The organism is Heliomarina sp., from assembly GCF_052826185.1.
Window position 1 is genome coordinate 708,508 of record NZ_JBRBUI010000045.1, and the last position, 25,333, is coordinate 733,840.

The 25,333-nt window shown below is 61.4% G+C and carries 23 protein-coding genes, 1 tRNA gene and 1 other RNA gene; 15 read left to right on the forward strand and 10 right to left on the reverse strand.

From position 1 onward, the window contains the following. Positions 1-104 precede the first annotated feature (104 nt). Positions 105-1,499, reverse strand: coding sequence for a class II fumarate hydratase (gene fumC / locus ACU0FH_RS15670; protein WP_446195579.1), 1,395 nt, complete (start codon positions 1,497-1,499; stop codon positions 105-107). Between the two features lie 195 nt (positions 1,500-1,694). Between fumC and ACU0FH_RS15675 the strand changes: the two genes are divergently transcribed. Further along, entirely contained in the window at positions 1,695-2,231 is a 537-nt protein-coding gene (locus tag ACU0FH_RS15675) for a hypothetical protein (protein ID WP_238368903.1), read from the forward strand. Positions 2,232-2,242: 11 nt separating this feature from the next. Here ACU0FH_RS15675 and ACU0FH_RS15680 read toward each other — a convergent pair whose 3' ends face one another. From ACU0FH_RS15680 to ACU0FH_RS15690, 3 genes are all read right to left on the reverse strand, one after another. Beyond that, the gene (locus tag ACU0FH_RS15680; protein WP_446195580.1) at positions 2,243-2,728 is read right to left on the reverse strand and encodes an SspB family protein; all 486 of its coding nucleotides are present in this window, start codon (positions 2,726-2,728) and stop codon (positions 2,243-2,245) included. A 211-nt stretch (positions 2,729-2,939) separates the two neighbouring features. After that, positions 2,940-3,287: a transfer-messenger RNA gene (ssrA, locus tag ACU0FH_RS15685) on the reverse strand. Between the two features lie 119 nt (positions 3,288-3,406). After that, complete coding sequence (locus ACU0FH_RS15690; RefSeq protein WP_446195581.1) at positions 3,407-3,763, reverse strand: DUF4345 family protein; 357 nt, start codon at positions 3,761-3,763, stop codon at positions 3,407-3,409. Between the two features lie 174 nt (positions 3,764-3,937). Between ACU0FH_RS15690 and ACU0FH_RS15695 the strand changes: the two genes are divergently transcribed. The 13 genes from ACU0FH_RS15695 to ACU0FH_RS15755 all read left to right on the forward strand — a co-directional run bounded on the left by ACU0FH_RS15695 (position 3,938) and on the right by ACU0FH_RS15755 (position 18,114). Then, positions 3,938-4,444, forward strand: a complete 507-nt coding sequence (locus tag ACU0FH_RS15695) for a DinB family protein (RefSeq protein WP_446195582.1) — start codon at positions 3,938-3,940, stop codon at positions 4,442-4,444. Positions 4,445-4,550: 106 nt separating this feature from the next. Next, complete coding sequence (gene acuI / locus ACU0FH_RS15700; protein ID WP_446195583.1) at positions 4,551-5,543, forward strand: acryloyl-CoA reductase; 993 nt, start codon at positions 4,551-4,553, stop codon at positions 5,541-5,543. Between the two features lie 312 nt (positions 5,544-5,855). Next, complete coding sequence (locus ACU0FH_RS15705) at positions 5,856-6,272, forward strand: universal stress protein (RefSeq protein ID WP_238368886.1); 417 nt, start codon at positions 5,856-5,858, stop codon at positions 6,270-6,272. 94 nt (positions 6,273-6,366) lie between these two features. Continuing rightward, a complete protein-coding gene (locus tag ACU0FH_RS15710; protein ID WP_446195584.1) occupies positions 6,367-8,004 on the forward strand; it encodes a BCCT family transporter in 1,638 nt (545 codons plus the stop codon). A gap of 276 nt (positions 8,005-8,280) precedes the next feature. After that, on the forward strand, positions 8,281-8,577 hold the full coding sequence (locus tag ACU0FH_RS15715) for a hypothetical protein (protein WP_446195585.1): 297 nt from the start codon (positions 8,281-8,283) through the stop codon (positions 8,575-8,577). Positions 8,578-8,663: 86 nt separating this feature from the next. Continuing rightward, a complete protein-coding gene (locus ACU0FH_RS15720) occupies positions 8,664-9,887 on the forward strand; it encodes an aminotransferase class V-fold PLP-dependent enzyme (protein WP_446195586.1) in 1,224 nt (407 codons plus the stop codon). 47 nt (positions 9,888-9,934) lie between these two features. Then, positions 9,935-11,359: a cryptochrome/photolyase family protein gene (locus ACU0FH_RS15725; RefSeq protein ID WP_446195587.1), complete on the forward strand. Its 1,425-nt coding sequence runs from the start codon at positions 9,935-9,937 to the stop codon at positions 11,357-11,359. A gap of 76 nt (positions 11,360-11,435) precedes the next feature. Continuing rightward, positions 11,436-12,644 carry a class I SAM-dependent methyltransferase gene (locus tag ACU0FH_RS15730; RefSeq protein WP_446195588.1) on the forward strand — a complete coding sequence of 403 codons (1,209 nt, stop codon included), beginning with the start codon at positions 11,436-11,438 and terminating at the stop codon, positions 12,642-12,644. Positions 12,645-12,663: 19 nt separating this feature from the next. Then, positions 12,664-13,104 (forward strand): TrgA family protein, encoded by a 441-nt coding sequence (locus ACU0FH_RS15735; protein ID WP_446195589.1) that lies wholly within the window; start codon positions 12,664-12,666, stop codon positions 13,102-13,104. An 18-nt stretch (positions 13,105-13,122) separates the two neighbouring features. Continuing rightward, positions 13,123-14,232, forward strand: coding sequence for an NUDIX domain-containing protein (locus ACU0FH_RS15740; RefSeq protein ID WP_446195590.1), 1,110 nt, complete (start codon positions 13,123-13,125; stop codon positions 14,230-14,232). Positions 14,233-14,425: 193 nt separating this feature from the next. Further along, positions 14,426-15,460, forward strand: a complete 1,035-nt coding sequence (locus ACU0FH_RS15745) for a cysteine synthase A (RefSeq protein WP_238368878.1) — start codon at positions 14,426-14,428, stop codon at positions 15,458-15,460. A gap of 11 nt (positions 15,461-15,471) precedes the next feature. Further along, positions 15,472-17,880: a DUF3772 domain-containing protein gene (locus tag ACU0FH_RS15750; protein ID WP_446195591.1), complete on the forward strand. Its 2,409-nt coding sequence runs from the start codon at positions 15,472-15,474 to the stop codon at positions 17,878-17,880. Between the two features lie 144 nt (positions 17,881-18,024). Beyond that, positions 18,025-18,114, forward strand: a tRNA-Ser gene (locus ACU0FH_RS15755). Between the two features lie 417 nt (positions 18,115-18,531). Here ACU0FH_RS15755 and ACU0FH_RS15760 read toward each other — a convergent pair. The 6 genes from ACU0FH_RS15760 to ACU0FH_RS15785 form a co-directional block, all read right to left on the reverse strand. Continuing rightward, positions 18,532-19,428 carry a DMT family transporter gene (locus tag ACU0FH_RS15760; RefSeq protein WP_446195592.1) on the reverse strand — a complete coding sequence of 299 codons (897 nt, stop codon included), beginning with the start codon at positions 19,426-19,428 and terminating at the stop codon, positions 18,532-18,534. A gap of 76 nt (positions 19,429-19,504) precedes the next feature. Next, positions 19,505-20,269, reverse strand: coding sequence for an ABC transporter ATP-binding protein (locus ACU0FH_RS15765; RefSeq protein ID WP_446195594.1), 765 nt, complete (start codon positions 20,267-20,269; stop codon positions 19,505-19,507). Next, a complete protein-coding gene (locus tag ACU0FH_RS15770; protein ID WP_446195624.1) occupies positions 20,266-21,303 on the reverse strand; it encodes a FecCD family ABC transporter permease in 1,038 nt (345 codons plus the stop codon). The genes ACU0FH_RS15765 and ACU0FH_RS15770 overlap by 4 nt, the downstream gene beginning before the upstream one ends. Next, a complete protein-coding gene (locus ACU0FH_RS15775) occupies positions 21,303-22,310 on the reverse strand; it encodes an ABC transporter substrate-binding protein (protein ID WP_446195595.1) in 1,008 nt (335 codons plus the stop codon). The genes ACU0FH_RS15770 and ACU0FH_RS15775 overlap by 1 nt, the downstream gene beginning before the upstream one ends. 207 nt (positions 22,311-22,517) lie before the next feature. Further along, a complete protein-coding gene (locus ACU0FH_RS15780; protein ID WP_446195596.1) occupies positions 22,518-23,150 on the reverse strand; it encodes a tyrosine-type recombinase/integrase in 633 nt (210 codons plus the stop codon). A gap of 219 nt (positions 23,151-23,369) precedes the next feature. Continuing rightward, the gene (locus tag ACU0FH_RS15785; protein WP_446195597.1) at positions 23,370-24,119 is read right to left on the reverse strand and encodes an SDR family oxidoreductase; all 750 of its coding nucleotides are present in this window, start codon (positions 24,117-24,119) and stop codon (positions 23,370-23,372) included. A 94-nt stretch (positions 24,120-24,213) separates the two neighbouring features. Here ACU0FH_RS15785 and ACU0FH_RS15790 point away from each other — a divergent pair, with 94 nt between their 5' ends. Continuing rightward, entirely contained in the window at positions 24,214-25,119 is a 906-nt protein-coding gene (locus tag ACU0FH_RS15790) for an AraC family transcriptional regulator (protein ID WP_446195598.1), read from the forward strand. The last annotated feature ends 214 nt before the right edge of the window (positions 25,120-25,333 follow it).

Genomic DNA, 25,333 nt, shown 5'->3' on the forward strand with positions numbered 1-25,333 from the left:
GGATTGCCAAACCCGGCTGGATCACGAATGCGCGGGTGAAAGCGCGGGCAGGAATCAAAACGGGCGGCCAAAGAGGCCGCCCGTGATGTGTCATGTGACCGGGATCAGTCCTTGGGACCGATCATGTCCTCGGGGCGGACAACGCGGTCAAAGGTTTCCTCGTCCACGAAGCCAAGCGCGATGGCTTCTTCGCGCAGGGTCGTGCCGTTCTTATGCGCGGTCTTGGCGACCTTGGTGGCATTGTCATAGCCGATGGTGGGGGCCAGTGCCGTGACCAGCATCAGCGATTCCTTCATCAGCTTTTCAATGCGGGCCTCGTTCGCTTCGATGCCGACCACCATGTTGTCGGTGAAGGCCGAGGCGCTGTCGCCCAGAAGTTGCATGGATTGCAGCACGTTATAGCTCATCATCGGGTTGTAGACGTTGAGTTCGAAGTGACCTTGCGAGCCCGCCATGCCGACAGCCGCGTCATTGCCCATCACATGGGCACATACCATGGTCAGCGCCTCGGCCTGTGTCGGGTTGACCTTGCCGGGCATGATCGAGGAGCCGGGCTCATTCTCGGGCAGGATCAGCTCGCCCAGACCGGAACGCGGGCCGGAGCCCAGCAGGCGGATGTCGTTGGCGATCTTGAAGAGGCTTGCCGCGACCGTCTTGAGCGCGCCCGAGAACATGACCATCGCGTCATGGGCGGCCAGCGCCTCGAACTTGTTGGGCGCGGTGACAAAGGGCAGGCCGGTGATTTCGGCCATGTTCGCGGCGACGGTTTCGCCCCAGCCCTTTTTCGTATTCAGACCGGTGCCGACGGCGGTGCCGCCCTGCGCCAGTTCATAGATGTCGGGCAGGCAGGCTTCGATGCGTTCGATCCCCTTGGCGACCTGATGGGCGTAGCCGGAAAATTCCTGTCCGAGCGTGAGCGGGGTCGCATCCTGCGTATGGGTGCGGCCGATCTTGATGATGTCCTTGAAGGAGTCCGATTTCGCGACCAGTGCCTCGTGCAGTTTTTTCAGACCCGGCAGCAGCACGTCACGGGCCTGCATCCCGATGGCCACGTGCATGGCGGTCGGGAAGGTGTCGTTCGAGGATTGGCCCATGTTGCAGTGATCGTTCGGGTGGACAGGGTCCTTGGAAGCCATCTTGCCGCCCAGCATTTCAATCGCGCGGTTCGAGATCACCTCGTTCGCGTTCATGTTCGACTGGGTGCCCGAACCGGTCTGCCAGACGACGAGCGGAAAGTTGTCGTCGAACTTGCCCTCGATGACTTCGCCTGCGGCGGCGATGATCGCGTCGGCCAGTTTCGCATCAAGTGCGCCGGAGTCCTTGTTCGCCATCGCGCAGGCTTTCTTCACCACGCCAAGGGCGCGGATAATCGGTACGGGCTGTTTTTCCCAGCCGATCGGGAAATTCATGATCGAGCGTTGGGTCTGGGCACCCCAGTACTTGTCCGCCGGGACTTCGAGCGGGCCAAAACTGTCGGTTTCGGTGCGGGTATCGGACATCTCTCTCTCCGTCTTGCATGTCTTGCCTTGCGCTTTAGCCGGGGTAGGGCGCTGACGCAAATGCTGAGCTTGGCCAGACCATATGGCCAAGACGTGATCGGGTACAGGAGAATGGCCGCCCTGCAGGCATTGTACCGGTGCATAATCTATCTATGTTGAAAGATTATGATGGCTTTCCAGAACAGGATCCCCGACATGCGCCCGATTGCCGTAAGCCTGCTGGCCAGTTTCGCGACCGCATTCCTTGCCACTGCCGCGATGGCGGAATCGGCTATCACCCCGTTTGTAGGCGACTATTCCGGCTCGGCCGAGGTGGAGACCTATGACGGTTCCCTGGTCGACCGGGACATGAGTGTTGCGATCCGCGAGACCAAGGAAGGCTTTTCCATCGACTGGAGTTCGACCACGTTTCGCAGCGACAAGGCCACGCAGAAATCCTATCACATCGAGTTCCAGCCGAGCGACCGCGACGGGGTTTATGCGGCGGCGATGACCAAGAACGTCTTTGGCCACGAGGTCCAGCTCGATCCGATGAAGGGGCTTCCCTATGTCTGGGCACGGATCGTCGACGACACGCTGACCGTGTTTTCTCTCTATGTGACGGCAGATGGCGGTTATGAAATCCAGCAGTTCGACAGGTCGCTGGCCGAGGGCGGGCTTGATCTTGAATTCAGCAGGCTGAACAGCGAAGACGCCAAACCGGCAGTCAGCACGCATCTCAAACGGCAGTAGAACGCCGAAGTTCAGTGCTTGCGGAAGCTGTCGAGCGAGACGATCTCGGCATCCGATTTCTCGGATTCTTCAGGTTTTTCACGGGCATGATCGGTATTGATCGGCTCGGGCGGAAGATCGGCCTCGTCGATTTCCTCATCCTCGGGCGATTCAAAGCGCAGGCCGAATTCCACCGACGGATCGACGAACGTCTTGATCGCATCATAGGGAATGTACAGCGGTTCGGGCTGGTTGCCGAAATTCAGCGTTACTGCGAATCCGTCATCACCCACGTCTAGATTGTCGAACCAGTGCTGCACGACAACCGTCATTTCGCCGGGGTAGCGGTCGGCCAGCCAATCGGCCAGTTCCGCATCCGGGTGAGATGTGTCGAAGGTTATGAAAAAATGATGCTGGCCGGGCAGTTCGCCGAGTTCTGCCACCTTGGCGAGGACTGTTTTTATCAGTCCGCGCATCGCGGTGTGCATCAGGTTTCCATAGTCTATTCCGTGCGCCATTGAGCGTGTCCTGAACAAAGTAACTCAAACATAGAAGATTCTGAGAGAAACGAAAGGCCGGTCTGTGGAGAAATTCAACTATAGGGATTTCAGTAGCATAGCGGCAGTTGTTAAAAGCAGAATCTGTTCGAAACGCCTTGTTACAGGTCTGTAGCGGGGTGAGCAATTGCCAGCGATCCCTGCCGTGTCTTTCTGGAGCGTGGCGGAGGAAAGTGCAGGCTTCTGTTGCCAGGCGCCTGCGAACCCCGCCTTACGCTGCTAGGCGCAAGGGCTTAAGTTTCGGTCTTGTTACTGCTTACGCAGCAACGGCGACCGGAGCACGATTGTCATTTGCAATTGTACTTGTTTCGCCGATAACGGTGGCAGACAGCCGGGACAAAGCTAACCCCTTTAGACGTTCGTCGATCCTGTTTCGGCCCCATGATCCCCAAATGAAGGATGTTTGGTGGAGCCGCCGGGTACCGCCCCCGGGTCCGATCCGCTTATTACGAGCGCGTTTATGTCCATAGTCCCGAAGGACAGGTCTCATATAGGACGGGGGCCGCGCGGTTTCAATCGTCAATCTGTGTCGGGGGCAACGCGCGGTGGGAAAAATGATTGAAATAGCGGGCTGTACGCGATGCACAACCCGTACAGCACCTGTACACCTCCTGTACACCGCCGCAGCGCAGCATCGGGCTAGAAGCTGAGATTGGCCCAGATCAGCCAGAGCGCGAGCGCCGCCTCGATACCGCCATAGGCCATGACCTTTTTCACCGGCGGATGATCGAAAAGCAGCGACACGAGCCGCCCGAGCGCTGCCCCGGCATAGACGAAACCGAGCATCGCGTAGGCGATCGGCGCAGAGAGCCAGAGCGCGGCGATCCCCGCCACGACAAACAGGCCACCCGTCGAGGCGCGAAGCTCGGAATAGCCCATAGTGCTGCCGCGCGGGGTAAGATCAAGCACCGACGCGGTGTAATTGGGCGATATCAGTCCGACGAGGCCAAATCCGATGGTCAGCATCGCCGCGATGATGTTCAGAGTTTCGATCATGCAATTTTGTTTAAGCCGATCACACCGTAAGACAAGGTGTGATTGTCATGCGGGTGTTACATATTCTGCAAGGCAGCATAACACAGTCCGGTTAACGTTTTTATTTGTAAGCGTTTTCCAAAGCTGACAATATTTTTCGCGATATTTCATCCGGTTCGACGGAGGGCACCAGGGATGATCGATACCCGGTATTGCGTGACTTTCGCGCGTTACAATCGCTGGCAGAACAAGCAGCTTGAAACCATGCTCGGGGCGCTGGACTTTAAGGAACTGACGCGCGACCGCAAGGCATTCTTTGGCTCAATCCTTGGGACGCTGAACCACCTGTGCTGGGGCGATAAGATCTGGATGTCGCGTTTCGACGGCGGCGAGAAGCCCGACTGCACCGCGAAAGAGGCGCTTGACAGGTTTCCCACGCTCGCGGCGTGGAGTGCCGAGCGGTTCCAGCTGGACGGGCGCATCTCGCTCTGGGCGGCGCATCTGCACAATGTCGATCTGGCAGGCGACCTGACGTGGTTCTCGGGGCTGACGGGCAGGGAGAATACCCAGCCCATGTCGGTTTTGGTGCCGCATTTTTTCAACCACCAGACCCATCACCGCGGACAGGTCCACGCGATGCTGACCGCGACGGGGTCGGAGGCGCCGGTGACCGACCTGTTTATGATGCCGGAAGATTTCTGAGCGCGTTGCAGCGGGGCCGGGGGGCTGTTAGCTGTTCAAATTGACCAAGGAGGCGAAGGCGCGAGGAGGCGTCTTGGCCGGTGAATCCAGCAAGCAGGAGTTAGAGATGTTCAATGCGCTCGTGGTGGAAAAGGACGATGAAACCGGCAAGACCAGTGCCGGGGTAAGCCAGATCTCGCTGGAGGATCTGCCTGATGGAGAGGTGACCGTCGCGGTCGAATATTCCACCGTCAATTACAAGGACGGGCTGTGCATCGGGCCGGGCGGCGGTCTGGTACGGCGCTATCCGCATGTACCGGGCATTGATTTCGCGGGCACGGTCGAAGCCTCGGACGATGACCGCTACAAGCCCGGCGACAAGGTCGTGCTGACCGGCTGGCGCGTGGGCGAGGCTCATTGGGGTGGCTATGCGCAAAAGGCGCGGGTCAAGGCCGACTGGCTGGTGCCGCTGCCCGAGGGGCTGGATACGAAACAGGCGATGGCGGTCGGCACCGCCGGTTTCACCGCGATGCTGGCGGTCATGGCTCTGGAAGATCACGGGCTGGAACCCGGCCATGGTCCGGTGCTGGTCACCGGCGCGGCGGGCGGTGTCGGGTCGGTCGCGACGGCGATCCTTGGCAATCTCGGCTACGAGGTGGCCGGTGTGACCGGGCGGCCCGAGACCGCGGATTACCTGAAATCGCTGGGCGCGACGCAGATCGTGGCCCGCGAGGACATAAACGAGACCGTCAAGCGCCCGCTCGAGAGCGAGATGTGGTCCGGCTGCGTCGATGCGGTGGGCGGCGCGATGCTGGCGCGAGTGCTTGGCCAGATGAAATACGGCGCTTCGGTCGCGGCGGTGGGTCTGGCCGGTGGCGCGGCGTTGCCTGCGACGGTCGTGCCGTTCCTGTTGCGCGGCGTGAACCTTCTTGGGATCGACAGCGTGATGCAGCCCTATGACAACCGGCTGCGGGCCTGGTCGCGCATTGCGTCTGACCTGCCGATGGACAAGCTCGAGGCGATGATCCAGCCCGCGACCCTGTCCGATCTGCCCGAATTGGGCAGCGACATTCTTGCCGGTAAGGTCAAGGGGCGCGTTGTCGTGGACGTCAACGCCTGATCCTGACCCGAAGTCGAAATTCGTAGAACGACGCGCCTCTGGCCGGGGCGCGTCGTTTGCATTTCGAGCCATTGGCATCGGGCAAATCGGGTGCTGACCCCTCAGGTACCCTCTGGCATGCGTGTCGCGCATTGCAGTTAAATGGCCGCAGTTGTTTGCAATTTGTCTAATTATTGGGCTATTGTGTCGCATGGGTGGTGATCGAACGGATACGCCGTTCGGACCCGAGCAACACCAATACCGCTAGCGTCGGGCTGACAAACAGCCTGTCGTCCAGAATGGCCGACTCGCTGCGGGTTAGGAGGGACAGACGTGTTTTCCAAAATCATGGTGCCGGTAGACCTGGCACATAAGGAAAAGCTGGTGAAAGGGCTGCAATGCAGCGCCGATCTGGCAAAACATTACGGGGCCGAGGTGATCATGGTCGGGGTGACGGCGGATACGCCGGGCTCGGTCGCGCATACCCCGGAAGAATATCGCACGAAGCTTGATGCCTTTGCGGCCGATTTCGGTGCGAGCAATTCCGTCAATGCCTCGGCGCGGGCGGTCGTGGTCAACGACCCGGCGATCGATCTGGATGCGATTCTGCTCAAGGCGGTTAAAGAAACCGACGCCGATCTGGTTGTCATGGCCAGCCATGTGCCCGGCATCAAGGAATACATCTGGCCGTCGAACGGCGGCAAGATCGCGGCCCATGCCGCAGCTTCTGTCATGGTAGTTCGCGACTGACCTGTGCCATCAGCCGCGCAAGTCCTGCGCGGACCGGATGAAACGACAATAGCCGCCCCCGGAGGCGCGGCATCAAACAACAAGGAGATCGCATATGACCGACACTTCTGGCGATCAGGGCATACCGGAGCCAAGCGGTGCCTCTGACGTGATCGAAACCGATTACGAGATCGGACAGGATAATATCGACGGCCAGCTGGGGCCGTTCGGTTTTGACATTCACAACCCCGTATTCCTGGTCTCGGGCATCGCCATCGTGGCCTTTGTCTTTTACACGCTGGCCCTGCCGGAGCAGGCGGGCGAGGCCTTCAGCTGGCTGTTTGGCGCCGTGACCAAGGGCTTTGACTGGTTCTTCCTTGGCGCGGCGAACATCTTTGTGCTGTTCTGCCTGTTCCTGATCGTCACCCCGCTTGGGTCGGTCCGGCTGGGTGGCGTCGATGCCAAGCCCGATTACACCTATATCGGCTGGTTCGCGATGCTTTTCGCGGCGGGCATGGGCATCGGTCTGATGTTCTACGGCGTGTCCGAACCGATGAGCCACTTCTCATCCTCGATGGGGGGCACGGCGGCAGAAGGCGGCGCGCGGACTGACTGGGCACCGCTGGGTGCGGCAGCCGGTGACGAGGCGGCTGCGGTGCGTCTGGGCATGGCGGCGACGATCTTTCACTGGGGTCTGCACCCTTGGGCGATCTATGCCATCGTTGCGCTGGCGCTGGCGCTGTTTTCCTATAACAAGGGTCTTCCGCTTACGATCCGTTCGGCATTCTACCCGATCCTCGGCGACCGGGTCTGGGGCTGGTGGGGCCACGCCATCGACACGCTGGCGGTCTTTGCGACGCTGTTCGGTCTTGCGACCTCGCTCGGCTTCGGTGCGACACAAGCCAATGCCGGTCTGAACGAGCTGTTCGGTATCCCGATCAACAACACGGTCGAAGTGGTCCTGATTTCCGGCATCACCGCGATTGCGCTGATCTCGGTGCTGCGCGGCCTTGATGGCGGGGTAAAGGTGCTGTCGGAGATCAACATGGGGCTGGCGTTCCTGCTGTTGCTCTTTGTTCTGTTCACCGGGCCTACCATAGCGATCCTGACCGGGTTTGGCGATTATCTGCTGGCCTATGTGGAATACCTGCCGGCGCTGTCGAACCCCGTGGGACGCGAGGACGTGAACTTTATGCAGGGCTGGACCTCGTTTTACTGGGCGTGGTGGATCAGCTGGTCACCCTTTGTCGGCATGTTCATCGCCCGCGTCAGCCGGGGCCGGTCGGTGCGTGAATTCGTGATCTGCGTGCTGCTGATCCCAAGCCTTGTCTGCGTGCTGTGGATGTCGGTCTTTGGTGGCGTCGCGATCCAGCAGGTCGTGCAGGACGGCTACACCGCCGCACAGGACGCCGAACTGCCGCGTCAACTCTTCAAGATGCTGGACCAGTTGCCGCTTGCAGGGATCACTTCGCTGATCGGGATCGTGCTGGTCATCGTGTTCTTCGTGACCTCGTCGGACTCCGGTTCGCTGGTGATCGACACGATCACGGCGGGTGGCAAGGTCGACGCGCCGGTACCGCAGCGTGTGTTCTGGTGCATCTTCGAAGGCGCCGTGGCCATCGTGCTGCTATTGTCGGCGGGCGGTCTGAGTTCGCTTCAGTCCATGGTTATCTCGACAGGACTGCCTTTCACGGTCGTTCTGCTGTTGATGTGCTGGGCGATCTATCGCGGGCTTGCCAGCGAACCCCGGTAAGCTGAAATTTGCTTAGGCATTGTGCGGTTGCGGCAAAAAACTTGCCGCAACCGTTTTTTAATTGTTCTTTAAGGGTTGATCTGATCGGTATTTTTCAATCATAAGTTGAGTGTAACGATTGTCACGCTGTTGCAGTAACTGAAATATCTATTTCGGAGTTACGCCATGCCGATCAGTCCCCCCTATCCCCCTAGCGGCTTGGCCCGTGCCCCAGTTCCGAGTTTGATTTTTCTGTGCAGCATAGCTGTAGCGATTGTTAACTCCGCCGATCCCGGCATGGCTTCTTCTTCTGCCATGTCGGGAGAGGGCGCGGCGGTCTTGGTTGCCGATGCCGGATCGCAAGACCGGGGCAAGCAAGGCAACAACAACAAGAAGAAAAAGAAGAAGGGCGCCCATAGTTCGGTGACCGTCGGCGGCAACGGACCCAAGGTGCGCACCGCCAATCAGGACGGATCGATCACCGTTGGGCCCAAGGGCGTCGGCGCGACCGTGCGGCCCGGTGGCGGGCCTGTCGGAATTGGTATCACTCCCAGTGGCAAGCCGCGTCTGAACATGCGTCTGGGCGGACGCTAGGGGCGGGACGCCAAGCGGTCTGCAATCGAGAGGCGCTTGCGCCTAAATACTTGCCTTCCTTGGTAAACTCGTATTTCCCTTACGGCATGAAACTCGATTCCGACTATGTTCGCTCTCTGTTTCCGGCTTTTTCCAAGCCCGAGCTTGCTGCTTTCGCGCATTTCGAGAACGCGGGCGGATCCTATGCCTGCGCGCCGGTGATCGAGCGCCTCACGCGGTTCTATACCGAGCGCAAAATGCAGCCCTATGGCGATGCCGACCCCAGCCGCCTTGGCGGCGAAGAAATGGACGAGGCGCGCGCGCGGATGGCGGCGCTTTTGGGGGTTGAGAAGGACGAGCTGAGTTTCGGGCCGTCGACCACGCAGAACACCTATGTGCTGGCGCAGGCCTTTCGCCAGTGGCTGAGCCCGGGCGAGGCGATCATTGTTACCAATCAGGATCACGAGGCCAATTCGGGACCGTGGCGGCGTCTGGCGGAGGAGGGGATCGAGATCCGCGAATGGCGGGTCGATCCAGACAGCGGGTTGCTGAACCCTGAAGACCTTGAGGATCTGCTCGACGAAAAGGTGCGGCTGGTCTGTTTCCCGCATTGCTCGAACGTCGTGGCCCATATCAATCCGGTGACCGAGATCACCGCGATGGCCCATGCGGCAGGGGCCTTTGTCTGCGTCGATGGCGTTTCCTATGCGCCGCATGGGTTTCCCGATCTGAACGCGCTGGGGCCGGATATCTACCTGTTTTCGGCCTATAAAACCTACGGCCCGCATCAGGGGTTGATGGTGGTGCGCCGGGCGCTGGCCGAGCTGCTGCCGAACCAGGGGCATTATTTCAACGGCGACTCGATCTACAAGAAATTCACCCCGGCGGGTCCCGATCATGCCCAGATCGCTGCCTGCGCAGGGATGGCGGATTACATCGATCTGCTGGGCGCGCATCATGGGTTTACCGGCAGTGACGCGGTGGAGCGGGGACAGTTCGTGCATGACCTGATGCGCGGGCAGGAAACGACGCTGCTGCAACCGCTGCTCGACGCGGTGAAATCGCGCAATGCGGTGCGCCTGTTGGGGCCGGACCGGGCCGAGGGGCGTGCGCCGACCGTGGCGCTGGCGCTGACGCAAGACCCGGTCAAGGTGGCCAAGGCACTGGCCGAGCGGGGCATCATCGCGGGCGCGAGCGATTTCTACGCGCACAGGGTGCTCGAAGGCATCGGGGTCAGCCCCGAAACCGGCGTTCTGCGGCTAAGCTTTACCCATTACACAACCCAAGGTGAAATGGATAAACTCTTGAACGCCTTGGACGATTTACTTTGATCCAAGCTCCGGCGGACTACGTATCCCGTTAAAATGGGAAGTGGTGAATGACGGGCGAAAATACTCCGATACTGTTGTGGTTCCGGCGCGATCTGCGTCTGTCGGATCATCCGGCGCTGCACGCGGCCTGCGAAAGCGGGCGGCCGGTGATCCCGGTGTTCATTCTGGACGATCAGGCCGAGGCGCTTGGCGCCGCGCCGAAATGGCGGCTTGGTCTGGGGCTTGAGTGTTTCGGCAAGGCGCTGTCCGACAAGGGCTCGCGCCTGATCCTGCGCCGGGGCCGCGCGCTGACCCAGTTGCAGGCGCTGATCGAGGAAACCGGCGCTGGCGCTGTCTATTGGTCGCGGCTTTACGATCCGGGGGCAGTTGAGCGGGATTCCGAGGTGAAATCCGATCTGAAAGCGGCGGGGATCGAGGCAAAGTCCTTTGGCGGGCACCTGATGTTCGAACCCTGGACGGTTGAGACCGGCGAGGGCAGTTTTTACAAGGTCTATACGCCCTATTGGAACGCGGTGAAGGGGCGCGATGTGGATGCGCCGCTTTCGACGCCGTCGGATATTTCAGCGCCGGGCAAGTGGCCTGACAGCGACGATCTGGAGGATTGGGAGCTTGGCGCGGCGATGGATCGCGGGGCTGATGTCGTGCGCCCCTACGTGCAGCTAGGCGAAGAGGCGGCGATTGCGCGGCTTGCCAACTTCATGCGCGACGGGGTCGCGGATTATGCGAAACGGCGCGATCTGCCGGGCGAGGACGGAACCTCGGGCCTGTCCGAGAACCTGTCGCTGGGCGAGATCAGCCCACACCGCTGCTGGGCGGCGGCTGAACGGGCGCGCGAGGATGGCAAGGCCGGGGCCGAAACCTTTCAGAAGGAGCTGGTCTGGCGCGAGTTCGCCTATCACCTGATGCATCACACGCCGCGCATCCTGACGGATAACTGGCGCGAGAAATGGGACAGCTTCCCATGGCAGGAGGATGAGCGTCTGGCCGAGGTCAAGGCGTGGAAACAGGGGCGCACCGGCGTGCCTTTTGTCGATGCGGGCATGCGTGAGCTCTACGTAACGGGGCGTATGCACAACCGGTCGCGGATGATCGTGGCGAGCTATCTGACCAAGAACCTGATGTGTCATTGGCGGATCGGGCAAAAATGGTTCGAGGACTGCCTGATCGACTGGGATCCGGCGAATAACTCGATGGGGTGGCAATGGGCGGCGGGTTCCGGGCCGGATGCCTCGCCTTATTTCCGCATCTTCAACCCGGTGACGCAGCTGGATAAGTTCGACCCCGACGGGGTTTACGCCAAGGCCTGGATCGCCGAGGGGCAGGACGAGCCGCCGGAAACCGCGCTGTCCTACTTTGACGCGATCCCCCGGCACTGGTCGATGCAAGCCGGTGATGATTATCCAGAGCCGGTGGTCGGTGTTCAAGAGGGCCGGCAGGCCGCTCTGGACGCCTATGAAAACCGGGATTTCTGAAGCCGATGGCCGTCATCTCTTGCCACAAATGCGAAACGCATCTTAAGATTTTATTAAACTCGATGGGAAACGACCGATGATCCTGACCGATACCAAGGGGCAGAAAAACCTGCCGCGCTATTTCCCTCAGGTGATGGAGATGCTGAACGCGCTGCAACGCGGACGGATGGACATCATCCTGCCCGACGGTCGCCATTTCCGCGCCGAGGGCAAGGAGCCTGGTCCGGTGGCGGAATTGCACATCCACAACAACGACGTTTTTGCGCGCCTGATCCGAGAGGGCGATCTGGGCTTTTCGGAATCCTATCTGGAGGAATGGTGGAGCACACCGGATCTGCAGGCTTTCATGGATCTGGTCAGCACCGGGAACGAGGCGCTATACGACGGGTTTCCCGGCATGGGCTTGGTGCGGTTTTACGAGCAGCTACGGTTCTGGCTACAGCGCAATCACAAGGCGCAGGCGCGTCGTAATATTTCGTACCATTACGATCTGGGTAACGAATTTTACAAGCTATGGCTTGATGATACGATGACTTATTCAAGTGGATTGTTTTTGAATGGTCAGGAAAGCACCGAGAGCGCGCAGACCGCGAAATACGCCTCTCTCGTCGATCAGATGGGCGCGCGACCGGGCGATCATATTCTTGAGATCGGTTGCGGCTGGGGCGGTTTCGCGGAATATGCCGCGCGGGAACGGGGCCTGCGCGTGACCGGCTTGACGATCAGCAAAGAGCAATTCAACTACGCCCAGCAACGTATTGAAAAGGCAGGTCTATCCGATCTGGTGAGCTTTAAGCTGCAGGATTACCGCGATGAAACCGGCAGTTATGACGGGATCGCCAGCATCGAGATGTTCGAAGCGGTGGGCGAAAAATACTGGCCGGTCTATTTCGAAACCCTGCGCGAACGTCTGAAACCGGGTAAGACGGCGACACTTCAGATCATCACCGTGTCGGACCAGCGCTGGGAAGTTTACAAGCGCGGCGTTGATTTCATTCAGAAATACATCTTTCCCGGCGGCATGCTGCCCAGCCCGGCGGTGCTGCGGGCGCAGGTCGAACAGGCCGGTCTTGCGGTGGAACGTTCTATCGAGTTCGGCAAGAGCTATGACATCACCCTTCGACGCTGGCACGAGACCTTCAACGAAAGGTGGGACCAGATCGCAGAGATGGGTTTTGACAACAGGTTCAGACGCATGTGGAATTTCTATTTGACTTCATGCGCGTCGGCCTTTGACAGTAAGGGCGTCGACGTCACCCAGATTACGGTGTCGCGGCCTTCGTAGCCAAATTGCCGGAAGTTATATGCCCGACGCCTCACGACTAGTTGCTGCGCTCAGCCTTGCGTTCCTAGCCTTTATCGTGTCCGGACAGATCATGCCGCTGATGACAGAGGGCATGGATTTCGGCTGGTTCACTTACGTGAATGTCGCGATCGGTCTGGCGATCGGTTGGGTGGTCATGGGCGACCGCGCCGGGCGCGGGATGACCAATGCGGTGAACAACGGGCTGACCGGCATGGTGGTCATGGTCTTTTGGGCGCTTTTCATCCAGGGCGGCTATGAAATGATGCGCCGGGCGATGCGCAACCGCTATGACGGCCCGCTTGAAGCAGTCGCGGCGATCTTTCAGATCGGGCTGGATTATGCCATCACGATCTTTGTGACCCATATCGTGATGACGCTGATCGTCGGCGGCATACTGGCGGGGCTCGCAACCGAATATGCCTGGCGTCAGTGGCGCTGATCCAGCGGGAGAGTTTTCATGTCAGACCTGTTTTTCTATGGCACGCTGTGCCATCTGCCGCTGCTTGAGCGCGTTCTTGGCCATGCGGTCGAGACAGCACCTGCCGTGCTTGAAGATCACGCGGCGTTCTGGGCGGCGGGTGAGGCCTTTCCGATCATCGCCGAACGACCCGGCGCGCGGGCCGAGGGGCTGCTGGCCCGTGGGTTGAGTGATGAGGACGTGGCGCGGCTGCGGTTCTACGAGGGTGCGTTTGATTACGACCTTAAGCCTGTGCAGCTTGTCGGCGGGGATCGGGCGCTGGTGTTCTTTTCGGCGACCGGCCGCTGGGAGCCGGGCGCGCCATGGCTGCTTTCGGACTGGGAAGAGAAATGGGCCGAATTGCAGATGATCGCTGCCGTCGAGATCATGGCGTGGTATGGCCGGATCAGTGCCGAGGAGATGGTAAAACGGTTCACGCCGATCTCGATCCGGGCCAATGCGCGGATGGTCGCCCGGCGACGCCCGGCCAGCACCGACTGGGATCTGGCAAAGGATGTCGAGGTGCATGCGCATCATCGGCCCTATATGAATTTCTTCACCATGGAAGAGATGGACCTGCAGTTTCGCCGGCATGACGGGAGCATGAGCGATGTGCTTAATCGTGGCGCGCTGATGGTGGGCGAGGCGGCTGTCGTGCTGCCTTATGATCCGCTGCGCGACCGGGTGCTGCTGGTGCAGCAGTTCCGCGCGCCGGTCTTCATGCTGGGCGATCCGGACCCGTGGATCTGGGAGCCGGTTGCCGGTCTGGTAGATCCGGGCGAAACCGCCGAAGAGGCCGCGCGTCGCGAGGCACAGGAAGAGGCCGGGCTGACGGTTCGTCAGTTGCACGCGGCTGGAAAATGTTATTCTTCTACAGGGTCTTCCGGGGAGTTTCTTAACCTGTTCATCGGCATCTGCGACCTCGAGGATCGCCCCGAAGGCGGGGGCGGTCTGGAAAGCGAGGGCGAGGATCTTGTGAGCCGGTTGGTGAGCTATGACGAGCTGATCGCGGATATTGACGCTGAGCGGCATCGCGACATGCCGCTGGTTACGACATCGCTCTGGCTGTCGCGCCACCGCGACAGGTTGCGGGCCGAGGCGGGCATTTAGGAAAAGCATCGCGGGATTGACCGGCGTCCGGGGCTGACGGTTTTGTGACTGTCAGCAAGGCGGGACGGGAATACCTAGCAGAGCGCGGTTTCGCGATAAACCGTTCGCGGGGCGTAGAGCTTGGGACGCGTTGATCGCTTGAGATCGGGCGTCAGCAGGGCTACACCTTTGCTGAAGATAGGAAAGGAACGCCATGCGTATCTCACGTGATCTGGCAGAAGCCGTTGGAAACACACCCCTGATCCGCCTGCGGAAGGCGAGCGAGGAAACCGGGTGCGAGATATTCGGCAAGGCCGAGTTCCTGAACCCCGGTCAATCGGTCAAGGACCGTGCGGCGCTGTTCATCATCCGCGACGCGATGGCACGCGGGGAGTTGCAGCCGGGTGGCACCATCGTCGAAGGCACGGCCGGGAACACCGGGATCGGGCTGGCGCTGGTCGGCGCCTCGATGGGGTTCAAGACGGTCATCGTGATCCCGGAAACCCAGTCCGAGGAAAAGAAGGATATGCTGCGTCTGGCCGGTGCCGAGCTTGTTCAGGTGCCTGCTGCGCCTTACAAAAATCCAAATAACTACGTGCGTTATTCACAGCGACTGGCCGAAAGGCTTGCACAATCCGAACCAAAAGGCGCGATTTGGGCCAATCAGTTCGACAATACCGCAAACCGGCAGGCGCATGTCGAAGGCACTGGTCCCGAGATCTGGGAACAGACCGACGGCAAGGTCGACGGGTTCATCTGCTCGGTCGGGTCGGGCGGTACGCTGGCCGGGGTCGGCATGGCCCTGCAACCAAAGGGCGTCAAGATCGGTCTGGCCGATCCGATGGGGTCGGGCGTCTACAGCCTATATAAGGAGGGCGAGGCCAAGCCCGAGGGCAATTCGATCACCGAAGGCATCGGGCAGGGGCGGATCACCGCCAACCTCGAAGGGTTCCGGCCCGACATGCTTTACCAGATCCCGGACGAAGAGGCGCTGCCATACGTCTTTGACCTGTTGTCCGAGGAAGGGCTCTGTGTCGGCGGATCGAGCGGCATCAACATCGCGGGCGCGGTGCGCATGGCCAAGGATCTGGGGCCGGGCAAGACTATCGTGACGATCCTGTGCGATTACGGCACACGCTATCAGTCGAAACTGTTCAACCCGGAATTCCTGACCGAAAAAGGACTGCCGGTGCCGTCGTGGATGGATCGCGCGCCTGCGTCGATTCCCGGCGTCTTTGTGGATAGCTGAGACCTGATCCCATGCATTATCGCCTGCTTTCCGCCGTCACCGGTTTCCTGTGTCTGCTTGTCTTAGGTTTTGGCGGCGCGGTTCAGGCGCAGCAGGCCCCCGATTACGATGCCTGGCAGGTTCTGGCCGACCGGGCGGAAAACCTGATTCAGGCTGACCAGGCCTCGGATGAAACGCTGGAGACCCTGCGGTCGCAGCTTGCCGATTGGCGCGAGAAGTTTCTGGCCGCCGAGGGGATAAACTCCTCTCGTATCAGTACTTTGCAAAGTCAGATTAATGCGCTTGGCCCGCCCCCAGATGTCGAGAAGGGCGACGCGCCGGAGCCCGGAGAAGTGGCGACGCGGCGCGAGCAGCTTAACGATCAGATGGCGCAGCTCAAAGCGCCGGTCTTGAATGCGGAAGAGGCCTACAGCCTTGCCAACGGGCTGATCGGCGAGATCGACAATATCATCCGCGAAAGGCGCGCGGACCAGCTGTTGCAGCTTGGGCCAAGTCCGCTGAACCCGGCCCGCTGGGGTGTGGTGGCCAGTGCCTTCGGCAGCAATATTCGGTCACTGGCGCAGGATTCCGTCGACAACTGGCGTTCGGAAGACTTCAGGCGCAAGTTCTGGGGCGATCTGCCGGTGTCGCTGCTGGTTCTGGTGCTGGGGCTTGTGCTGACCGCGCGCGGACGGTCATGGGCGACCCGCCTGTCGAACCACCTGCGGCTGGAATCGCGCCGTGGGGCCGGGGTGTTCAGTTTTCTGACCTCGCTTGGGCAGATCATTTTGCCGATGCTTGGCGTGGCGATGGTGACCACCGCGATCAACAACATGGGGCTTTTGGCTCCGATCACCGAGCCCGTGGTCCAGCAGATACCGGCTTGGATTACCCTGATCCTGCTGATGTGGTGGATGGCTGAACAGGTCTTTTCGCGCTCGGATGCGACGGCCACGGTCAGGCTGGAACCGTCGGACCGCAAGCAGGCCCGGTTTCTGAGCGTCGTTCTGGGCGTGATGCTCGCGGCGCATGATTTCATCAGCACGATCAGCGATGTCGGGGAATACACGGATAATACGCGTTACCTGCTCGACTTCCCGATCCTCGTTCTGACCTCGATCGCGATCTTCCGGCTTGGGCAGGTGCTTGCCCATATCCTGCCCAGCGGCAGAACGGAGGAGGGCGATGAGATCGGTTTCCTCGACCGGGTGATCTGGGCGCTGGGGCGCATGGCCATGGCCGTCGGCGTCGTCGCGCCGATCATGGCAGCCATCGGCTACGGCGCAGCGGCAGATGCGCTGGTCTACCCGGCGGTTGGAACGCTGTTCCTGGCCGGGGTCGTCACGATCATTCAGCGGCTGATTTACGACCTTTACTATCTTGCCACCGGGGCCAGTGAGTCCGAGCAGACAGGGCTTGTGCCGGTTCTGGCCGGGTTTCTGGTGGCGGTGCTGGCGCTGCCGCTGCTGGCGCTGATCTGGGGCGCGCGTCTGGCCGACCTGACCGAGGTCTGGGCGAGGTTCCAGGAAGGATTTGCCATCGGGGACAGCCGGATTTCGCCTACCGATTTCCTGACCTTCGCGGTGGTCTTTACCATCGGCTACATGCTGACGCGGATGCTGCAGGGGGCGCTGCGCAGCTCTATCCTGCCCAAGACCAAGATGGATGCGGGCGGGCAGACGGCGGTGCTTTCGGGGATCGGGTATGTCGGGATCGCCATCGCGGCGCTGGTCGCGATCACCACGGCTGGCATCGACCTCACCGCGCTTGGCTATGTGGCTGGTGCGCTTTCCGTAGGTATCGGTTTCGGCCTTCAGAACATCGTGTCGAATTTCGTCTCGGGCATCATCCTCTTGATCGAACGTCCCATCGGCAAGGGCGACTGGATCGAGGTCAACGGCCAGATGGGCTATGTGCGCGATATCTCGGTGCGTTCGACCCGGATCGAGACTTTTGACCGCACGGATGTGATCGTGCCGAACTCGGATTTCATTTCCGGAACGGTGACCAACTTTACCCGGGGCAACACGATTGGCCGGGTGATCGTGCCGGTGGGCGTGGCCTATGGGACCGATACGCGCCGGGTCGAGGAGATCCTGCGCGAGATCGCCAATGACCATCCGATGGTTCTGGCCAATCCGGCACCCAATGTATTGTTCAAGGGGTTCGGCGCCGACAGTCTCGATTTCGAGATCCGCGCCATCCTGCGCGATGTGAACTGGGTGATGAATGTGCATTCGGAGATGAACCACCATATCGCGGCCCGGTTCGTCGAAGAAGGCATCGAGATTCCCTTTGCCCAGCGGGACGTTTGGCTGCGCAACCCCGAGGCGCTGAACCAGCGCCCCGAGCCGCAGAAGAGCGCGCCTGGGGCAGGGACCGATGCAAACCAGACCCCCGAAGGCCCGGAAGAGCCGGACGCCGCTGCGCAGCCTTCCTGAGCCGGTCGCCGGGTGGGGCATGACCATCGGGAGACCCTATATCCCTTGCGCGACGGTGCACGCGAAAGAAAGCGCGGATTGCTCGGAATTTTTACCGATTTCTCCTTGCAATGGGGCAAGTGTTCCGGCAAATACCCGCCCTACGGAGAGGTGGCCGAGTGGTCGAAGGCGCACGCCTGGAAAGTGTGTAGGCGGGAGACCGTCTCCAGGGTTCGAATCCCTGTCTCTCCGCCACTTGCCTCGATGCAACTATTCTCTACCGCCCAACGCTGCCGGATTTTTCCCTTGTATTAGAGGGTTATAGAATTTTGGCTGTTGCGTGGTTGGATTTGGTAATCGGGTAAAGGCGTTCTCTGACGCCGGAATTCTCCGAAGCTGTTGACTACGCCTTTTTAGGACGCAGTTTGTAAGGCGTTGGCAATAAATACTATTTTTAGTCTGAATGGTGTTTTCGATGTCAGGGTTGTTCGGTCGAAATGACGCTGGCATCTAAATCTTTGGCAGGGGTTTGGGGGTAAAAAGGGCGGGAAGCTGTCATTCGCTGCGTCCAGCATGAAGGTCCGGAAAGCGCGAATCTGAATCAATCGATACAGCAGCCCGGCAGATATTCTTGGATCAACAGCCGCAAGGTTGGCGTCTTTGTGCCGCGTCCTATCTTGGCTTGGCCGGCCGCGCGATGATCGCGCCGATCAGGACGAGCGGACCTGCGAGGAGGAACGCAACTCCCGGTAACTCGCCGAAGAAGGCGAACCCCAGTGCCACCGCCCAGAGCACCGCAAGGTATTCGAAAGGTGCCAGCGCCGACGCTTCCGCGTGCGTGAAAGACAGCGTCATCAGGATGTGGGCAAGGCCGCCCGCGAGGCCCGTGGCGACCAGAAGCATCAAACCCACCGGGCCGGGCCAGGCCCATCCCCACGGCAGCGTCGCGAGGCCGGCGAGTGCGGAGACGATGGCGAACCAGAACGCGATCGCCGCGGCCCCTTCGCCCAGCAGCGTCAGGCGGCGCACCTGGATCAACGCTCCGGCGGTAAGCACCGCCGTAACGAGGCCGAGAAGCACTCCCAGGCCGCCCGCGTCTGGCAGCACGCCCGCGAAGGCCGGAAGGCAGAACGCCGCCGCCCCGGCGAGACCGAGTGCTACGCCGGCGATCCGCCGTGCCGTCAGTTGCTCGCCCAGAAGCGCCCAGCCGAGCAGTGCGAGCATGACCGGCGCGAGGTACGAGAGCATGGTCGCCTCCGCCAGGGGCAGCAGACGGATGGTCGCGAAGGACGTGAACATGGCCGCCGCGCCCAACACGCAGCGCCCGATGTGAGCGAAGGGGCGGGAGGTCACGAGGCCCTTCGGCCAGTCGCCCCGCCACCACAGAAAGGCCACCAGAGGCAGCAGCGCGACTGCCGAGCGAAAGAAAACGACCTGTCCCAAGGGCACCGTGTCGCCAAGCGCCTTCACGCAGACGCCCATCAGCGCGAAGGCCAACGTCGACAGGATGCGCAACGTGATGCCGAGCCGTTCGTTCGCCACGGGACGCGATTTGGCCACGGCCTTCATGCAAGCTCCGACTGCGCACTCGAGATCGCCGAGAAGCCGAATGTCAGCGTATCCTGGCCCGAGGTTTCCCGCGGCCTCATTCCGCGCTGAACCGGATATGCGGGCGCCCGGCATCTGCCGTTCCGTCGATCTGGGCCGAGACGCGAAAGACGTCCCGCAGGATGTCTTTCGTGAGCACCGCGTGGGGCGTGCCGCAAACGCAAACAGCCCCCTCCCGGAGAACGACGATCCGGTCGCAGAACATCGCGGCAAGGTTCAGGTCGTGCAGCGCGATGACGCTGGTCAGGTCGAGATCGCGCACCATCCGCAAGATCTCGATCTGATGATGAATGTCGAGATGGTTGGTTGGCTCGTCCAAGAACATCACCTGCGGCGCCTGTGCCAGTGCCCGAGCGATATGTACGCGCTGACGCTCGCCCCCCGACAGGGTCTGCCACGCCTGCTTGCGGCGCGATGCCATGTCCACGCGGTCGAGCGCCTCGGTCACCGACGCCTCGTCGGCCTCGGACCAGCCGGCAAGCGCCGAGCGGTGCGGCGTCCGACCCAGCCGCACGACATCGGCCACGGTGACGTTGGTGTCGGTCGCCGCGCTCTGCTGGACGAAGGCCACCTGCCGCGACAGCGCCTTGCGCGAAACTTGCGCGATGTCCTGGCCATTGATCTCGACCCGCCCCGAGGCCGGCCGCCGCAGTCCTGCCAGCAACCGCAACAAGGACGACTTGCCCGACCCGTTTGGCCCGATCAGGCCGAGCGTCTCGCCCGGCGCGACCGTCAGCGACACGTCGGACACGATGGTGCTGCGCTTCACGCCCCAGACCAAGTTCATCGCCTTGACGCTCATGTCTGCGGCCTCGCGCGGTAGAGGATGATTGCGAAGAAGGGCACGCCGACCAGCGCCGTGACGACGCCGATAGGCACCGTCTGCTGGGTGGCGATCACGCGGCTGACGATATCAGCGATCACCATGAAGATGGCGCCGACGACTGCGCAGGCCGGCAACAGCCGCAGGTGCAGCGGGCCGACGACGTATCGCGCCGCGTGCGGCACGACCAGCCCGACGAAGCCGATCGCCCCCACCATGCTGACGATCGTGGCGGTCAGCAGGGCAGTCACCGCGAACAGCACTAGCCGGATGCGGCCGACGGGCACGCCGAGCGCGGCGGCATCCTCGTCGCCGAATGTGAAGGCGTCGAGCGAGCGCGCCATCCAGATGCAGATTGCAAGGCTGACGATCACGACGGCCAGAAGAAGCTGAAAATCCGGCCAGCGCACGCCGCCGAAGCTGCCCAGCAGCCAGAACATCACGTCTCGTGCCTGCTGGGCGTTGCCAGAGGTCGTGACAATGTAAGAGGTCAGCGCATTGAACAGCTGCGATGCCGCGACCCCGGCGAGGATCGTGTGGTTCGGCCCGCTCGTCGCGCCGTTGGACAGAAGCGCCACCAGCGCGAAGGCGGCAAAGGCACCTGCGAAAGCCCCCAGCGACAGCGACAGGCTGCCCGCGCCAATACCCAGCACGATGACGCAGACCGCGCCGGTGGAGGCCCCCGCCGACACGCCCAGCACGAAGGGTTCGGCCAGCGCGTTACGCAGCAGCGCCTGCAGGATCGCCCCGCAAATCGCCAGGCCCGCGCCGGCCAGGGCCGCCACCAGCGCCCGGCTGAGGCGCAGGTTCCATACGACGCTCTGTTCGATCGGCGCGATCTCGGCGCCGGTCAGGCCCATCTCGTTTGTGACCGACAGAAAGACCGTGCCCAACCCGATGTTGTAATCGCCAATCGCCGTCGCGGCTGCGACGGCGAAGGTCAGGACGACCAGGGACAGGCACAGGAAGAGGCCAAGCCGTCCGGCCCCGCCCTCGGAAGCGTCGGACGACATCACGGCAGGTCGAGCGCTTTCAGTTGTTCGGCGACCTGTTCGGCGCCGTAGAGCGTGCGGATGCTGGGGTTCATGGCCGCGCCGCTCATGGTCACGATCCGGCCCTCGCGCACCGCCTCCATCTGGCTGACTGTCGGATCGGACGTCAGGAATTCGATCTTGTTCTCGGCGGTGTCGAGGTCCCAGCGGTTTCGGTCGACCTGGGCCGAGACGAACACGGTCGGGTCGGCGGCCATGATGCCTTCCCAGCTCACCGCCGGCCAGTCGGCCTCGGTCGTGATGGCGTTGGTGCCGCCGAGGATGTCCGCGATGTAGCCGGACGGCCCGTTACCCCCGCCCAGATAGGCGTCGTCGGCCGGCGACGGGCTCGAGAACCAGAAAAGGAACGTCAGATCCGCGTTTCCCGAGAACTGCTTGCGCAGGGCGGCCTCGCGCGCCTTGAAGTCATCTATCAGCGCGTCTCCGCGGTCGGCGACGTCGAAGATCCGCGACAGGTCCTCGATCTCCTTGTAGAGCAGGTCCATGCTCCACAGCTCCTCGCGTGAGCCGTATGCGTCATTGGCGTCGAGCGTCGTCGCACAGGCGCTTGGCGACAAGTAGGTCGGGATACCAAGCTCCTCGAAATCCGAACGCTTGGCGACCTTGCTGTCGGGCCCGAGAAGGGTCGTGAGCATCGCCGCCACGAAGTCGGGCTGCTTCGACAGAACGGATTCCAGCGTCGGAAATTCAACCGTGAGCAACTCGACGCCGCTGTTGGCCTCGGCCACCTCGGGCAGCACCGAATTGGGCCAGAACGCGGTCGCGGCCATCCGGTCCTCGAGCCCGAGAAGCAGCATGATCTCCGCGCTGTTCTGGCCCAGGGCAACGGCGTTTTGCGGCGCCTGTTCGAAGGTGACGGACAGGCCGCAATTCTCGATCGTCAAGGGGTAGTCCGTCTGGGCGTGGGTCGCACTGGCCGAGACGACCAGAGCAGTCACTGCAAGAGCCGGGAGAATCTGGCTCGTCATCGGGGACCTCATTGTTGAGTTGTTTTGTCGGGAACCGGCTATCGACATCCGATGGCGGTTTCAAGGTGTTTTTGTCGGGTACTTCTGAAAGGGAGGTCACGAGTTGCAACTTCCAAGGGTTCGACGCTAGTGGGCTGCGAAGCACCGGACCTTCGCCAAGTGCCCCGCAAATGGCAGCAACGGGCCGCCAGTGACGGCGCCGAGGTCTCAGATTTCCACGCTTACGGAGATAGCCAGTGCGTCGTCGAGCTCGACGCCAAGGTAGCGGACAGTGCTGTCCATTTTGGTGTGGCCGAGCAGGAGCTGGACCGCCCTCAGGTTGCCGGTCTTCCTGTAAATCTGTGCCACCTTTGTACGTCGCATCGAGTGCGTGCCATATGATGTCGGGTCGAGCCCTATGGATTTGACCCAGTCATGGACCAACCGGGCGTAATGCCGCGTCGATATGTGAAGTCGTTCGTGAAACCGGCCAGGCCACAGGTGCTCCGAACCGACCATCAGCCGTTCGTCCATCCATCGCGCAAGCGACTTACGCGTGCCCTCTGCGATCTCGAAACGGACCGGCCTCTGCGTCTTGTTCTGGATGATCGAAGCGCGTTGCTTGACATGACCGGAGGTATAGACGTCGGCCACCTTGAGCCTCACCAAGTCACACCCGCTTAGCTTGCTCTCGATGGCGAGGTTGAACAGTGCCAGCTCTCTGTGGTTCTCGGCGATTTCGAGACGAACGCGGATGGCCCAGACGTGCTTAGGCATCAAGGGGCGCTTCTGGCCGACCACACGGCCTTTATTCCAAGCTGGGCGGCAAGCCCGAATGGCAGGTAAGTTCGCAATTGTCATGGCGGTTCCTCCGATCCGCCACGCCCTGCCACAACGCCAACCCGACGTTGGCGTTGAAGTATATCATCGAAAGGTGCGCATGCGGAGAAAGTCGGGTTTGAGCCCTTTCATGCCGCGATGCGCGAGATAAACGAATCCGCGCGGCGGCAGCCTGTGTCTTGGCAGGATTGCATACAGCAAACGGGCAGCGGCCTTCGCCGATGCCCGAGTGCGCTCCAGTCAGGCGGCCAGTGCTTCTGCGTCGCTGCCAGCTGGAAGGTGAAGCGGGCAGTCCGGATCTGTCACCGCACGCCAAACGGCTTGAACGACGTCTTCAGGGTGGGTCGCTTCTTTGGTCGAATTGGCCTGAAAGTCGCTCATCACCTGTGCCACAAACGGGGTGTAGGCCTCTGGCGTCTCATCGGCCTCGGTCATCAAGGCCCTCGCATTCGCTCCGAACCGTGTTGCCGGCGCCTGGCCGGGCAAGACCAACCGTGCTCGAATGCCCAAGGGCGCGAGCTCGAGCGCAAGACACTCGGTGTAGGCATTTAAGGCGGCCTTGCCGGCCGTGTAGACCGAAAGCAGGGGCAATGGCTTCAGCGTCACACTGGAGGAGACGTTGACGATGACGCCCGCTCCCTTGGCGCGCATCTGCGGCAAAACGGCACGGATCATCTCGAAGGTCCCGAAGGTGTTGGTTTCGAAAATCCTGCGGACCGTGTCGTCCGGCGTTCCTTCGAAAGCGGAAAGCCAGCCGACGCCCGCGTTATTGACCAGCGCGTCGATCGGCCCCGCGGCCTCGACCGCCTGTGCGATGCTGTGGCCATCGGTGAGGTCCAGCGGCACGAGGCGCAATCTGTCCGAAACAGGCAGAAGCGATGTATCCGGCTTGCGCATCGTGGCGACGACGGACCATCCCTGATCGAGGAAATGGCGCGCTGTCTCGAGGCCGAAGCCCGAGGAGCATCCAGTAATCATGACGGTATTCATATAAACTCTCCTTTTCTTGGTGCTCTTAATGTCGACACACAAGACAGGATGAACTACCGTAAATAATCCAGAATTTTTTATCGAGAGTCCGAAAATGGCCGATCCGCTCTCAGAGGTGATCTCCCTTCTGCGACCCCACGCGCCGCATTCGAAGCTCACGGAGGGCTCAGGGGCGTTTTCGGTGCGCCGGGAAGACGTGGAGGAGGTGTTCTATTGCATGCAGCTCTCCGGACGTGTGCGGCTGGAGGTGGACGGAAAGCCGCCACTGGATCTGAACGCAGGGGATTTCGTCCTTATTCCGGCCGCGTCGGGGTTCACCGTGTCCAGTATCGACCCGCCATCCCCGCCGGGGCTCCGGACCCGCCCCGTCCTTGGCGAGAACGGCGTGTTCCGGATCGGCCGGCCGGACGGGCCGGTCGAGGTTCAGCAACTGATCGGATATTGCAGCTTCGGCAGCCCGGATGCCGATCTACTGGTGTCGCTCCTGCCTGACATCGTCGTCGTGGGTGGCGATGACCGCCTGGCTGCCCTGGCGGATCTGGTGCGGGAGGAAGCGCGTGCGGACCGACCGGCAGGCGATGTGGTGGTCGAACACCTGTTGCAGGTTCTGCTGATCGAGGCGTTCAGGTCCACGACCCGGTCCGGGGCAACATCCGGCCTGCTGCGCGGTCTGGTCGATCCCCGTATCGGCCCGGCACTACGCGCGGTACACGCCGCTCCTCACCACCCGTGGACAGTAGCCGAATTGGCGGGGACCGCAGGATTGTCACGCTCAGCGTTCTTCACGCGTTTCAACCGGATCGTCGGTGAGCCGCCGTTCAGCTATCTTCTGAACTGGAGGATGACGCTTGCCAAGCACATGCTGCGCACGGGCCGGCACGATATTTCTGATGTCTCGACCAACGTTGGATACGGATCAACCAGTGCGTTCAGCACCGCCTTCGCCCGTCATGTCGGGTATTCTCCCAGCCGGTATATGAAGGTCGCCTCTGCAGGATGATCCGATGCATCTGCGATCCGATGTCCGCTTTGTCCGCCAAGCAGACCTTCGCGGGCCCGGGGATAGTTGGACTCAGTGCGCAGAAGCTCGGTTTGAGCCCATTTTGAGGGATGCTGCGACTGGATCGAACGGCTGCTGTTAGTCCAATGGGAAATCGAAATGCATGACATCTTCGCGGGTCCCGAGCTTCGTGTACAAGGCAATTGCAGGTTCA